Origin of the sequence: Paenibacillus sp. S-12 (genome assembly GCF_030363895.1) — a bacterium.
GTDB classification, from domain to species: Bacteria; Bacillota; Bacilli; order Paenibacillales; family Paenibacillaceae; genus Paenibacillus_B; species Paenibacillus_B alvei.
In genome coordinates this window covers 298,161-310,995 of record NZ_JASIUF010000022.1, presented here as the reverse complement: position 1 = coordinate 310,995, position 12,835 = coordinate 298,161, and the positions used below count along the sequence as shown (strand labels likewise).

The following is a 12,835-nucleotide window of genomic DNA, read 5'->3' as shown; positions in this document are numbered from 1 at the left end:
TAAACGTTTACGTTAGAATCTGACAGCTTCACATTAGAACCCGAAAGGATAGGTATCCGATGAGTGAAACAATGAAACAAGAAAAAGACGTGAAATGGTGGCAGACGGCCGTTATCTATCAAATTTATCCGCGCAGCTTTCAGGACAGTGATGGAGATGGAATTGGCGATTTGAGAGGGATCATTAATCGAATCGATTATTTGAAGCTGCTCGGCATTACCGCAATCTGGCTGTCTCCTGTATATAAATCGCCGAACGATGACAATGGCTATGACATTAGCGATTATCAAGATATTATGGATGAGTTCGGTACAATGGATGATATGGACGAGTTAATTGCCAAGGCCAATGAGGCCGGCATCAAGATCATTATGGATCTTGTCGTGAACCATACCTCTGACGAGCATAAATGGTTCGTTGAAGCGAAAAAAGGCAAAGACAATGAGTACCGCGATTACTATATTTGGCGCGATCCAGTGAACGGCGGCGTGCCGAATGGACTAGGCTCTACCTTTAGCGGCCCGGCATGGGAGTTTGATGAAGCAAGCGGACAGTATTTCTTGCATCTATTCAGCAAGCGTCAGCCAGACCTGAACTGGGAGAATCCGAAGGTTCGCCAGGAAGTGTACGACATGATGAACTTCTGGCTGGATAAGGGCGTCGGCGGCTTCCGCATGGACGTTATCGACCTCATCGGCAAAATTCCGGATCAAGAAATTACGGGCAACGGACCGAAGCTGCATGAGTATTTGCAGGAAATGAACCAGAAAACGTTCGGCTCCCACGACGTTCTGACGGTAGGGGAAACATGGGGGGCGACGCCGGAAATCGCGAAGCTGTATTCCGATCCGGCACGGAACGAGCTGTCTATGGTGTTCCAATTCGAGCACGTGGGATTGGATCAGCAGGAAGGCAAGGATAAATGGGATCTGAAGCCGTTGAAAATTGCAGACTTAAAACGGGTTCTTGCGAAGTGGCAGACCTCGCTTGGCGATCAAGGCTGGAACAGCTTGTTCTGGAACAATCATGACTTGCCGCGCATCGTGTCCAGATGGGGCAATGACAAGGAATACCATGAGCAAAGCGCGAAAATGTTCGCTGTTCTTCTCCATATGATGAAGGGTACGCCATACATTTATCAAGGGGAAGAGATTGGCATGACGAACCGCCCTGTGTCGAGCATCGACGAGGTAGAGGATATTGAATCCATCAATATGTACAATGACCGTTTGTCCAAGGGATACGCGGCAGAGGACATTATCGCCTCGATCAATGCAAAAGGAAGAGACAATGCCCGTACGCCAATCCAATGGGATGACAGTGCGAACGGAGGCTTTACAACGGGTACGCCTTGGCTGCACGTGAATGACAACTACAAGACGATCAACGTGAAGCGTAATCTGGAGAATCCGAATTCGATCTTCTATACGTATCAGCGCTTAATCAAGCTGCGCCAAGAGAACCCGATTATCGTATGGGGCGACTTCGAACTGATCGAGCATACACCGGAAGAGGTATTTGCATACTACCGCATCTATGAAGGCGAGAAATGGCTCGTGGCAGCGAACATGTCCAAGCAGGAGCATGGAATCGCTGTAGATGGTAAGGTATCCGAGATCATTATGAGCAACTACGACCGCGCTGAAATAGACGTTACTGCGTTTACGATGAAGCCATATGAGGTATTTGCAGTGAAGTTGTAAATCGTATATGTGATGGTGGCTCACACATTCTTTGTGTGGGTCATTTGTTGTACACCCATCTTGGGCGTTTTTCTTTAGAGTGAAAGTCTCAAATGGACTGACAAGCACCTCCATTAGCCAAGAGTAAGGGTGCTCATCGTGAAGTAGAATCTTACGGAAACTGTAGGCAAAGCAAGGCTTGAGGTAAACGAATCAAATTTTGAGCCGATTAGTTCTCCATTAATGAAAAAACGGCAGGATATGGGATCTCCTACCGCCTAACGAATAAACTTATAGCGAATGTGTTTAAGTATACACAGCAAATGATATTTTGCTAGCGGAACTTTGTCAAACACCTGCAGTTGCATCAATTTCTTCCGCGACAGTGTAATTGCATAATAGCAAGCCCAAACATCATTTTTTTTCTTTAAAGGATAAAGCAAAGAAGATAATAGACAGTATTAATGAACTCAGAACCAGCTTGTTATCTGTAATATCTGCATAAGTTGGAGTAGTATCATAGCCGTTTACCTGTCCTATTACTGCAATTGAAGCAGCGATTTTTGCTGCAATTCGTTCCAGAGTAAATAAAGTAGCACTACACAAAAATAAAACTAATCCTATCGTTGAATACTTCATATCATTTTACCTCCTTCCTAAAAATAGTATGAACTATGAAAAAATAAAATAATAATCCCCTTTAATGTGTTATGTTACGTATTTAAGAAAAAACACCTATGAAGGTAGGTATGTGAAAAAGATTTTTGGGTCTCTCATTGTCTTTATGTCTAGTATTTTCTTTGTTTGCTGCAGTCTCATCCGCTCAAGAAAGTACACCAAAAAATCATGTTGCTTACAGTGTTCAGGTTGATGGAGTAAGCATCAAGTTGTCTGATAATGTGGTCGGTAAGGTTTCTCAAGAAGAATTGAAAACGATTGCTAGACAAGCACAAGCAAACGGGGGTGGAGACGTAACGATTCACAATGTTGTATATGCTTCTCCACAAACAGAAAGATTTACACCTTCCGCTTGGTATGACACAAGCTTTGACTGATCAGTTGTTAAGAGTAATAACACATAATAATCCCGATCAGGCGCAATTAATTATTTATGTAGCACGTGGAGCATCAAAAAAATTATCAAGTTCAGTTACAAAAAAGACAACAAGAAGTGTATCTTGGAGTGGAGGAGTATCTATACCATCAGGAGCTTCTAGCAAATTAGATGCTAGCGTAACCGAAGAAGAATCGAGAACATATTCCAAAGAAGAAACTTGGACTGGCCCATCTGAAGGTTCTCCTTACATCACTAGAAACTATTATTTCACAGGATTTAGAGATTATGGTAGTTTTAAAATAACCGGGGTTGGCTGGCCTTCTGGAGACTCATATGGTTCGTATACTGGTACCTATAAAGAGCCTACTCACTATCAAGAGTGGAGTCAAGATATAAAGTAAACAAAAGGGAATAGCTTCCATAAAAAGAGGATATCCCTTTTTAATTGTACGCCCAGCATGGGTGTGATCTTTAGGATGAAATTCTCGAAAGAGACTGGTAAGTGCATCGTTATGGTCAGAGGAGAAGGTTGTCTAATGGGGATAATTACTCTAGTTCTGCCGTATTTAGCAGCAGCGTTATTTGTTTTTATTGTTTATAAAGTAATCAAAAAACTAAAATAATATCTATCATATTGATAGATTGAGTAAAAATGATTCTATAAATAACAGTAGAAGTGACAGAAACGGGTTGCTCCTAATTTTCGTTTCCTGCGTCGAAACGTGAAAGAGAGAACTGATATTGACTATTACCGTACTATCAATAAATTATAATCTGGCACCTGCAACCCTGCGGCAAGAGATTGCCGTCTTACTTAATCGCGTATGGCCGGAGGAGGATGGATTGCCGGAGGATACGATTCCGACCGCCCATGATGAAGCGCTGAATGCGCGTTCCTTCTATGCCTATGCAGATGGAAAATTAGTCAGCTATACAGGAGTTATCACCAAAGCGATCGAGCATAAGGGAGAGAGGTTCGTTCTATCAGGGCTTAGCTGCGTAGCGACTGACCCTGATTATCGCGGTCTGGGATGTGGGCTCAAAACGGTCGCTGCCGCCACCCGGTGGATGGAGCAGAGCGGCGTGGATCTCGGCATATTTACCTGCAATCCATCGCTGACAGATTTCTACCATCGTGCCGGCTCCTGGCCGGCTGTGCCCGACGTGAGCCTCATTGGCTCTCGTGATGAAGGGGCGTTAACAAGCGACTCGTTGCAGGTCGTCGTGCTGATGCGCCTGTTTTCAGCAAAGGCAATTGCCCACAAGAAGATGCTGCGCCACACAACGATCAATCTTGATCTCCCTGTCGGACAATTTCTGTAGGGATGGTTCAAAGCCATCCCTTCTCCTCGGCAATGGCCGCGGCCTGCTGCCTCGACTCGGCATCCAGCTTTTGAATAGCAGAAGACAGATAATTTCGTACCGTTCCAATCGTCAGGAAGAGGGATTTGCTGATTTCACTAGTCGTCATGCCTTCCTTCGTAAGCCGCAGCATCTCAGCTTCTCTCTCGCTTAATGGATTCTCATTGTTCATAAAGAGTACCGCAGCCAGATCAGTACTGATTACCCGTTCTCCGGCCATCACTCTGCGAATGGACTCAATCAGATAGTCGATCGGTTCATCTTTAAGCAGATAGGCATTCACTTGGGCATTCATTGCCTTTTGCAAATAACCAGGCCGGGCAAAGGTCGTAACGATCATGATTTTGCAGGGAAGGTTGGCGTTTCTGATCTGCATTGCCAACTCTAAGCCGTTCATGTGCGGCATTTCAATATCCACCACGCATACGTCTGGCTTATGCTGCTGAATGGCTTCCCATGCCTGCTTTCCGTCCGCCACTTCCGCCAATACTTCAATATCGTCTTCAAACTTCAGCAATGAGGCAAAGGCACCACGCAGCATCTGCTGATCCTCAGCAATCACAACACGGATCATGTAGCAGCACTCTCCTTTCTAAGTTGATAAAGGGGGAGCATCATTGTAACCGCAGTCCCTCCGGTAGACGAGCATTCTACAGTAAGAGTGCCGTTCAGCGCCTGCATTCGCTCCTTCATTGACAGAATGCCATTCCCGCCTTCTTTTTGATTCAGCCCGATACCGTCATCCGTTATGCATATGGTATATCTGCTATCTGCTGCCTGAAGCCGTATCGTGCAGTGCTGAGCCTGGCTATGCTTAATCATATTTGTAACTGCTTCCCGCACAGAGAGAGCCATCATCGTCTCCTCGACACTGGACAGCAGTGGGGGAGTCCCCTGCTCTACAATTTCAAGCTCAATGCCAGCCGTATGCAGCAGCTTGCGCGAGTGCGCCAGTTCGCTCGATAGTGATATGAACTTCATTTCGGAAACGAGTTCCCGCACTTGCTTCAAGGCAATTCGCGATGTGTCCATGATGTCCTTCAGCTCTTCCTTGGCCTGCACAGGGTCTTTATCTACCCATCTGGCAGCAAGTTCGCTTTTCAATTTGATCATCGTTAAGGTTTGCCCCAGCGTATCATGGAGATCGCGCGCGATGCGGTGTCTTTCCTCCTGCAGGACATAGTGTTCAAGCTGTTCATTGGCAGCGTCCAGTTGACCTTGTAGGCTGGCGGCTCTCGCTCTTATGTATAAAATAGAGGGCAGGAGCATCTGGATAATCATAATGGGGAGATACATGATATGATTGGCAATAAAATTACCTATTCCTCCCCATCCTGCAACTAGCGCAAGGGCTATGGCTGCAGTTCCGACGCCGATTTGCCATTTGGACTTCGATCTGCCCAGCAGATCGGCAAATATAAATCCGAACATGAGAAGATTGGGGTCAATATAGATACTGAGTACCGCAATCGTACCGAGACCAGATACAACAGCTGCTAGCAGATATATATTCCGATGCCATAATGCAATATAGAAGGAAATCAAAAATACGCTTAGGATCATAAGGGATCCCAAGAGACCAAGATCGGAACGCGTGCTTAGGACGAAGTAGCACAAATATACGATCGCAATTACATCTATGAGCAGAAAATGTTTGATCTGATCTCTTGGGTAGATCTTCATCGATAGCCTCCAGATTCACCTGGATTGAAAAGTGCCTACCGCACGCTTGCGGACAGACTCCATAGGGCCAAGCTTGAAGACCCGCAGCCACCTTGAAGCAAACCATAGCTGGAATACGGAAATCTCAATCCAAATTGCGATAATGATGAAAGAATTCAACTTGCCGCCAAATGCTAGGCCCCAGCCATAACAGAGCATAGATGCAATCACATTTTGCATCACATAGCAGCTTAACGACATCTTCCCTGTGTTCTCAAACAGACGCCACAGCCGATCCCATTTATTATATTGTATCATTTTACCAATAATGGCTATATACCCAAGTGATAGAAATGGGGCAAATAAATAGCGGACAGGCATATCGAAAATGCCGCCGGGTATGAAGATAAGCAGGTTCAATGGCACCCCGGCGTAGAGGCTCAGCTTCAGAAGCTTGTTACGTTGACGCTGCCCATTCCCATCTGGAGCGAACACTCCGGAGCGCATAAGGCGAACGCCAAGCAAAAATAGAAATACATTCAATGGGATGACAAAAAGGGGTTCAAATCGAAGCTGTACAAAATGAGACAGTCGGTATTGGACTTGATCCAGCCATGAACCGTCTCGGTAAAGGGCGACCACCTGGTCAAAGTTCCCCAGTGACATATTGGCGCCCATTAACCCAAGCAGAAGCATGCCTAATATTACGATGACATGTACGCTGCCAATCACTTTCATCGTGATGGATATGGCGCGATCTCCACCTCGAATAATGAAGGCGGCAATCATGCCTGTTATGCCGTAGCTCATTAAGATGTCATACTCCATGACGAGCACGAAATGAAGCAAGCCCTCCAATAGCAAAATAAGAAGAACCCACATATACACGCCCGGCCAGGCCTTGCCTGTACGCTTCGCTTGCCGGTATTTCATTTCCATGCCTACTCCGAACATGATCGTTAATAAGCCGAGCATCTTGCCATTTACGAAAAATAATACGATCATACGGAGCAGATCATCAAGCTTCCACCAGCCCGTATAAGCATACGTAGTGAGATAAGATAAATCTCCTAGATGTGCAAATATCCAAATATTTGTCCCCAATGTGCCCAGAATCGCGAATCCCCGCAATATATCGAGCAGACGGATTCTCTCCTGACGTTGTTCCACATGTACTCATCCTTCCCTCATATCATCATGCAGCTTTATTGTAGTGGGGAAGAGGGGCGGCGGAACATTCACAGCTGTAAAGAAATCGAGATGACAGGTGTCATATTGTTTGGATTTGGATAGCAAGGAATATTGTTGCGCAGGATAAGACTACAGGATCTTGAAAGAGGGAGATAGCCGCCATATGGATCATATGATTTTTCAGGTTGGAACCGCCTTGCTGTTAGTTACCGCCGCTTCGCTGCTTGCGGGTAAACTCAAATTCTCGATCATTCCATTTCTCATCGTTCTCGGTATGTTAGTCGGCCCGCACGCTCCCGTGATCGGCTTGTTCGACTTAACCTTTGTGGAAAGTCAGTCCATTATATCCTTTCTCGGACGCATGGGGGTTCTGTTCCTACTCTTCTACATTGGGCTGGAGTTCTCGGTCTCGAAGCTGATTAAGTCAGGCCGCAATATTGTATTTGGCGGTACCGTATATGTTGTATTGAATTTTTTGCTGGCAATGGTATACGGCTTCTTGGTTCATTTTCCGCTGTATGAAACGTTAATCGTTGCAGGAATGATGTCTGTATCCTCCACTGCCATCGTAGCCAAGGTGTTGGTTGATCTCAGGCGCACAGGCAACTCCGAGACAGAGTTAATATTGGGCATGATTTTGTTCGACGATCTCTTCTTGGCCGTGTTTCTATCCGTCATGTCGGGCCTTCTGCTTGGAGGGGCAACTTCTGTTGGGGGAGTGCTGCTTTCCGTAGGTATTTCAATGGGGTATATGCTTGTATTTTTCATTATCGCAAGAGTAGGACCGCCTTTATTAAATAAGCTGTTGAACATCACCTCAAGTGAAATATTTATTATAGTTGTGTTTTCCTTGCTATTTTTCATTGCGGGGTTCTCGGAGACGCTACATGTAGCCGAAGCGATCGGCGCGCTCTTATTTGGACTTGCTTTGTCCGAGACCGAGCACAGCAAGCGAATTGAGCATCTGGTTGTGCCATTCCGTGACTTCTTTGGCGCCATTTTTTTCTTCAGCTTCGGTCTTAGCATTGATCCGCTGACGCTGGGCGATGCTGCTTGGATGGCGATAGGAGCTGTGCTGCTCACGGTGGTATCCAATATGGTTGCAGGCTGGATGGCAGGGCGTCAGGCAGGACTAACCTATAAAGCATCAACGAATATTGGACTTACGATCATGGCTCGCGGAGAGTTCACGATTATTGTCGCGAACCTCGGTATTTCAGCTGGATTGATGCCCTTGTTGAAGCCCTTTTCCGCTCTGTATGTTCTCGTGCTGGCGATTGTTGGACCGCTACTGGCAAAAGAGTCGAAATCCGTGTATGGTGGACTGAACCGGATATTTAAATGGAGCAGCACCAAAGAGAAAGCAAACATCGAAAATAAATAGGATTGAAGGGAGATGGCCATATGGCAACGATAAGGGAATCCGAACTGCCGGGAATCGGAAAAAAGTATCAGATGGAGACCGTTTCGGGAGATAAGGTAGTCGTCGTTATTCATGATGATGGCAGAAGGGAAGTCTATCATTTTGAAGATAATGATCCAGAGATGAGCATTTCCCAAGTGACACTGGAGGACGAAGAAGCAAGGCAGCTTGCTTCTATTATCGGCGGCATGAGCTATAAGCCCAAGGCGTTGGATACCATCCAGGTGGAGCTTGATGAACTGGTCATTGAATGGTGCAAGGTGGGACAGTCCTTTCCATGCATTAATAAATCCATTGCTGAGCTGCAAATCCGTCAGCGCACGGGAGCGACGATCCTGGCTGCTATAGAAAAAGGAAAGCAGTATATCAATCCTGATCCTGAGGTACGGCTTACGCCCAATATGACGCTTGTGATTGCAGGAGAGCGCAAACAAATCAAGCAGCTCAAAGAGCTGCTCGCTCAAGGATAACCAATAATTGTGAAACGAGAGCATCTGCATGGTCAACAGCGGGTGCTTTTTTTATTCCAATGAAATAACCTACCCTTTCTTACTTCTTCCTTCAATTTCTTCTCTGATGATTTTCATGAGCAAATGAACAGAGGATCTCTGCGTATACTCCTGGCCGCCTCTTTTTTGCAGGATACCGATTTGAATGAGGGGCTCGGCCATGTTGACGTCAATTGCTGCGACTTCCTTTATCAGCGATGTCGTATCCAATACAACCCCCACGGAAGAAGTGTTCTTCACAAAGTGAGGAATCGAGGATATTTGACTTATGGTGTTTAGGTTGGGCGACGATTCGAATCTGGCAAAATGCTTTGCTAGACGCAAAGAATACAAGCAGGTTGGCCCCCCAGCTATGATCGGGTAATGAAGAAGCTCATCCAATGGAATGGTTTGCTGTGTACACAATGGATGCCTTTTATCTGCTATGAAAGTGATCTTCTCGTGATACAGCGGCTGAAAATAGAAGGGAGATGCGTCCGACGGCTCGCCGCAGATGGCAAAGTCCAGCTCTTTTTGCAGGATGGAATGCGAAAGGAAATCGGTATTTCCCGTCACGACATGATAGTGCATGTTCGGCTTATGCTCCCGGAATCTCCGCAAGGCGTTCGGAAAAATCGTCTCCATCATGGAGTCAATGCCTCCTATCCGCATGGATCCAATTTCGTCATGCTGCAATGCCTTCGCTTGTTCCGCAACATAGTTCCAATGCTGTATGAGACTGTCGATTTCCGCTGCCAGCATGTGGCCGGCATGGGTCAATTCCGCATCCCAGCCTCTGTTGAACAAGGGTATGCCCAGCTCTTTTTCCAAACGTTGAATTTGACTTGTAATTGTTGATTGGGCGTAATTTAATTTCTCGGCTGCTCGGGAAAATGTCCCTTCTTCAAGTATGGTTTTGAACGCGGTTAGTTCTTTGAGATCCACTGGCTGACACCTCTATCGAAATAATCGAACAAGATTATGATTTTATTCAATTATACAAATGATTTTCCCAGGCGTACAATGGAGGCATCTCAGAGAAGGAGTTGATCGAACATGCCATTCATTCGGGTCAGTTACATGGAGGGGCAATACGACACCTGTCAACTTGAACAAATCAGTAAGACAATCATGTACGCTTTGATTAAACACTTCAAAGTGCCGGAAGATGATTATTTTCAAGTTTTCCATGCGCATCGGGCGGGGGAATTTTTCTTTAGCAAGAACTACTTGAATGTTGAACGGAGCGAAGGCTTGCTCTATATACAAATCACACTTAAATCAGGGAGGACGGAACAGCAGAAAATAGGCTTTTATGCGATGCTGGCGAAGGAGCTGTCAAATACGGTGAGCATAAGGAAAGAGGATGTATTTGTCGTGCTTGTCGATAATGAATTCGATGATTGGTCGTTCGGCAACGGCATTGCTCAAATGCTGGATCGTCAGAAAAAGGGGGATGCTGGGCATGGCGCATCGAGCAATTAAACCACATGCAAGCGAGTCGTTAAGGAAATTAGCACCGGCATTTATTGATTACTCAGAGAATGTGTTGTTCGGGGACTTGTGGCGACGAGAGCAATTGTCGCTGCGGGATCGGAGTCTAGTCACGATTTCTGCGTTAGTTGCGGGCGGATTGACAGAACAGCTTCCTTATCATTTGCGCCTATCGGTAGAGAATGGACTGCAGCAGGAGGAAATCGTGGAAACGATAACGCATCTGGCGTATTATGCAGGCTGGCCGCGAGCTGCTTCAGCGCTGCAGGTTGTAGAGACGGTCTTCGAGAATAAGGGGTGATCAAGGATAGAAAAAGCACAGAACCTAGTGAATGGCTAAGAACTGTGCTTTTTAGCGTTTCATCAGTTATAGCTGCCCCTAAGTGTTTTGTAGCTCTAAAGGCAAGAAGGCGTAATCCCCATCCCTCACGATCTCGCATTTTCGAACCGGAATGGGTTGCTTGAAAATTGGACCATCAATTACCGTTGTATGGAACTCTCCGCCTTCGCCGCATGGATCGATGCCGCGTGCGAGAAGCTCGTCCACGAACTCATGAGTCAGCACTCGCCCTAAATCTTCTTCCTGCATGCCCTTTGACAGATTTACAGTCACCAGAATGGTAACGAAGCCAAGGTTAATAAACTCCTGTACAGCTTCCAGGTGATCCATCCCCCATAGCGGCATTCCTAAGCCTAGCCCTGCATTTTTCGTCACTCGGTCATGCCAGCAGCCGTGTTCGGGCACATCCAGGTCTCCGGTTACTAATACTTCGGCTCCGCGACTCTTCGCTTCCGCTAACAGACCCATAAAGACAGTCTCATAGTCTGTCCAGCTCGCCGCACCCGCTAACACGGGCAATCCAATGGCTTCTGCTTGAGCCCGAATCAACTCGGGGGGCATACCGTGGGAACGAGAGCGCTTGCCTTCTTCTTCCAGCATGACGATCAATCCTGCCGCTTCGCCGGCTTGCATGGCTTTATACAGTGCCAACGTGCTGTCCTTCCCGCCGCTGAAGGAAGCGATGAATGTATGTCCGTCAGCCCCGTTTTTCCAAGTTGCTGCGTCTGTCATGATTTTCTCTCCTTTGCTGTTTAAAGCGTTATACGCTGACTGGAATATGCCAATTGTATAAGATATACGAAGTTATGCATGTAATTGATGTCATTTTAACACGGACAGATCGAAGAAAGGGCATGAAGGTTCAGTATAGAGAGGATAATCTTGACAAGTTGCAGTTACATTGGGGAAAGGAGCAGCCTGAAATCGACTCTATAACATGAAAATCCTCTCTCACTTTACTTTGCGAGAGAGGTGGATGTCAGGCCATCTAGGTGCTGTTATATTTAAACGAGGGGGAGGCACCAAGGATTACTCAAACTCCGCAATCATTTTGGATTGGACCAAATTGCCGTCCTTGTCATATTCTTTGAAGTCAGCTCGATAATAAGGAGTAGCTCCATTAAAAGTGAACTGCACCGGGGTATCGATGTACAACGTCGTTCCATTCTTTAAATAATTGCGAGGACCCATCATTTGGTATAAGTCTATTTTCGGCCAGCCGTTCCATTGGCTTATCGCATTGATTGTATTGCGTGCGTCATCTAACGTGATTGTTTTATAGTTCGGGTAATAGAATTTTTGAACCAATTCTTTATCGTCGAAGGTGATTTTCAAATCACCCTTCAGATCGTGCGTTCCGGAGTATACCATCTTTCTCAGATCATGCGTGACGACCGCTTTATGACCTGGCGGAAGCGTGACTTCTTGGGAAGGAACGGTATATTTATCCGATTCCGTATACGTTTCCGTCTTGGTAGTGGATAAGTTATAGGTTACGCTCGTTTCAAAATCGGCCCCTGCCAAAGCGACTACGCCTTTGGCAGCCACTTTAAATCCTAGCTGCAAGCCGTTCGTGACGGAAATGGCTTGGGATTTTGTGTAATCCTTTTGGAAGCTGTCTGTTTTCATTTTCTGTGTTGAGGAAGTATAATTCGTCAATTCCGAAGTGCCGCGATATATCGTATCCCCTGTATTTGATGTGTACTGAATATTGGATACATTCATATCATTAACCGCTTCGATTTTTAATCCCATTTGCTCGGCAACGCTGTCATAGCCTCTGGAACTTGCCAGGTTGTCCTTGAACCAGGAAATAAACCGGTTGGATTGGTGGGAGGATTGATCTTTCAGAATCCAGTATCTAGCCAGGAACCAGCTATCCAATATTTGTTCCTGCATATTAATAGGCTGGTTCGTCATCTTTGCCTGTCTATCTCTCTCTTTGATTCTCAGATATACCGTATCGATATATGATTCTGCAAACGGAACCGCAATTTCGGAAGATGAAATGGCAACGCTCTGTACCGGAGCGAGATCCGCAGCCATGGCCGGCAAAGCCCATGCTGGAACCATACTTAGGGCCAGCGCGCCAGCGATTAGTTTTTTCTTGTTTTTTTCAAGCATTTCATGTGTCCT

Annotated in this window: 14 protein-coding genes; 7 read left to right on the top strand and 7 right to left on the bottom strand. The window is 46.1% G+C overall.

Annotation, left to right across the window (positions count from 1 at the left end):
- The first annotated feature begins 59 nt into the window (after window positions 1-59).
- The gene (locus tag NO352_RS21410) at window positions 60-1,703 is read left to right on the top strand and encodes a glycoside hydrolase family 13 protein (RefSeq protein ID WP_005545307.1); all 1,644 of its coding nucleotides are present in this window, start codon (window positions 60-62) and stop codon (window positions 1,701-1,703) included.
- 393 nt (window positions 1,704-2,096) lie between these two features.
- On the opposite strand, the gene NO352_RS21405 is transcribed toward NO352_RS21410, so the two are convergent.
- Entirely contained in the window at window positions 2,097-2,321 is a 225-nt protein-coding gene (locus tag NO352_RS21405; RefSeq protein ID WP_005545306.1) for a hypothetical protein, read from the bottom strand.
- Between the two features lie 345 nt (window positions 2,322-2,666).
- On the opposite strand from NO352_RS21405, the gene NO352_RS21400 reads away from it, so the two are divergent.
- On the top strand, window positions 2,667-3,140 hold the full coding sequence (locus NO352_RS21400; RefSeq protein WP_289356728.1) for a hypothetical protein: 474 nt from the start codon (window positions 2,667-2,669) through the stop codon (window positions 3,138-3,140).
- A 337-nt stretch (window positions 3,141-3,477) separates the two neighbouring features.
- The gene (locus NO352_RS21395; RefSeq protein WP_289356767.1) at window positions 3,478-4,062 is read left to right on the top strand and encodes a GNAT family N-acetyltransferase; all 585 of its coding nucleotides are present in this window, start codon (window positions 3,478-3,480) and stop codon (window positions 4,060-4,062) included.
- A 7-nt stretch (window positions 4,063-4,069) separates the two neighbouring features.
- Here the strand turns inward: NO352_RS21395 and NO352_RS21390 are convergent, their stop codons facing one another.
- The 3 genes from NO352_RS21390 to NO352_RS21380 are packed head-to-tail and all read right to left on the bottom strand — an operon-like array spanning window position 4,070 to window position 6,933.
- On the bottom strand, window positions 4,070-4,675 hold the full coding sequence (locus tag NO352_RS21390; protein ID WP_197267122.1) for a response regulator transcription factor: 606 nt from the start codon (window positions 4,673-4,675) through the stop codon (window positions 4,070-4,072).
- Window positions 4,672-5,784: a sensor histidine kinase gene (locus NO352_RS21385; protein WP_005545301.1), complete on the bottom strand. Its 1,113-nt coding sequence runs from the start codon at window positions 5,782-5,784 to the stop codon at window positions 4,672-4,674. Before NO352_RS21385 ends, NO352_RS21390 begins: the two co-directional genes overlap by 4 nt.
- 15 nt (window positions 5,785-5,799) lie before the next feature.
- The gene (locus NO352_RS21380; RefSeq protein WP_289356727.1) at window positions 5,800-6,933 is read right to left on the bottom strand and encodes a DUF418 domain-containing protein; all 1,134 of its coding nucleotides are present in this window, start codon (window positions 6,931-6,933) and stop codon (window positions 5,800-5,802) included.
- A gap of 184 nt (window positions 6,934-7,117) precedes the next feature.
- Between NO352_RS21380 and NO352_RS21375 the strand changes: the two genes are divergently transcribed.
- Both NO352_RS21375 and NO352_RS21370 read left to right on the top strand, forming a co-directional pair.
- Window positions 7,118-8,338, top strand: coding sequence for a cation:proton antiporter (locus NO352_RS21375; RefSeq protein ID WP_197267168.1), 1,221 nt, complete (start codon window positions 7,118-7,120; stop codon window positions 8,336-8,338).
- Window positions 8,339-8,358: 20 nt separating this feature from the next.
- On the top strand, window positions 8,359-8,847 hold the full coding sequence (locus tag NO352_RS21370; RefSeq protein WP_005545294.1) for a cation:proton antiporter regulatory subunit: 489 nt from the start codon (window positions 8,359-8,361) through the stop codon (window positions 8,845-8,847).
- 69 nt (window positions 8,848-8,916) lie between these two features.
- Here NO352_RS21370 and NO352_RS21365 read toward each other — a convergent pair whose 3' ends face one another.
- Complete coding sequence (locus NO352_RS21365; protein ID WP_268599198.1) at window positions 8,917-9,810, bottom strand: LysR family transcriptional regulator; 894 nt, start codon at window positions 9,808-9,810, stop codon at window positions 8,917-8,919.
- 111 nt (window positions 9,811-9,921) lie between these two features.
- Here NO352_RS21365 and NO352_RS21360 point away from each other — a divergent pair, with 111 nt between their 5' ends.
- Both NO352_RS21360 and NO352_RS21355 read left to right on the top strand, forming a co-directional pair.
- The gene (locus NO352_RS21360) at window positions 9,922-10,350 is read left to right on the top strand and encodes a tautomerase family protein (RefSeq protein WP_005545290.1); all 429 of its coding nucleotides are present in this window, start codon (window positions 9,922-9,924) and stop codon (window positions 10,348-10,350) included.
- Window positions 10,331-10,660, top strand: coding sequence for a carboxymuconolactone decarboxylase family protein (locus NO352_RS21355; protein WP_005545288.1), 330 nt, complete (start codon window positions 10,331-10,333; stop codon window positions 10,658-10,660). Before NO352_RS21360 ends, NO352_RS21355 begins: the two co-directional genes overlap by 20 nt.
- A gap of 78 nt (window positions 10,661-10,738) precedes the next feature.
- Here the strand turns inward: NO352_RS21355 and NO352_RS21350 are convergent, their stop codons facing one another.
- Both NO352_RS21350 and NO352_RS21345 read right to left on the bottom strand, forming a co-directional pair.
- A complete protein-coding gene (locus NO352_RS21350) occupies window positions 10,739-11,431 on the bottom strand; it encodes a Dph6-related ATP pyrophosphatase (protein ID WP_289356726.1) in 693 nt (230 codons plus the stop codon).
- Between the two features lie 297 nt (window positions 11,432-11,728).
- Entirely contained in the window at window positions 11,729-12,823 is a 1,095-nt protein-coding gene (locus NO352_RS21345; RefSeq protein WP_005545285.1) for an ETX/MTX2 family pore-forming toxin, read from the bottom strand.
- Between the last annotated feature and the right edge of the window lie 12 nt (window positions 12,824-12,835).

Bases quoted from the DNA above. Each gene is read 5' to 3' on its own strand.
- NO352_RS21410 (WP_005545307.1), top strand. From the start codon at position 60: ATGAGTGAAACAATGAAACAAGAAAAAGACGTGAAATGGTGGCAGACG.
- NO352_RS21405 (WP_005545306.1), bottom strand. From the start codon at position 2,321: ATGAAGTATTCAACGATAGGATTAGTTTTATTTTTGTGTAGTGCTACT.
- NO352_RS21400 (WP_289356728.1), top strand. From the start codon at position 2,667: ATGTTGTATATGCTTCTCCACAAACAGAAAGATTTACACCTTCCGCTT.
- NO352_RS21390 (WP_197267122.1), bottom strand. From the start codon at position 4,675: ATGATCCGTGTTGTGATTGCTGAGGATCAGCAGATGCTGCGTGGTGCC.
- NO352_RS21385 (WP_005545301.1), bottom strand. From the start codon at position 5,784: ATGAAGATCTACCCAAGAGATCAGATCAAACATTTTCTGCTCATAGAT.
- NO352_RS21375 (WP_197267168.1), top strand. From the start codon at position 7,118: ATGGATCATATGATTTTTCAGGTTGGAACCGCCTTGCTGTTAGTTACC.
- NO352_RS21370 (WP_005545294.1), top strand. From the start codon at position 8,359: ATGGCAACGATAAGGGAATCCGAACTGCCGGGAATCGGAAAAAAGTAT.
- NO352_RS21360 (WP_005545290.1), top strand. From the start codon at position 9,922: ATGCCATTCATTCGGGTCAGTTACATGGAGGGGCAATACGACACCTGT.
- NO352_RS21355 (WP_005545288.1), top strand. From the start codon at position 10,331: ATGGCGCATCGAGCAATTAAACCACATGCAAGCGAGTCGTTAAGGAAA.
- NO352_RS21350 (WP_289356726.1), bottom strand. From the start codon at position 11,431: ATGACAGACGCAGCAACTTGGAAAAACGGGGCTGACGGACATACATTC.
- NO352_RS21345 (WP_005545285.1), bottom strand. From the start codon at position 12,823: ATGCTTGAAAAAAACAAGAAAAAACTAATCGCTGGCGCGCTGGCCCTA.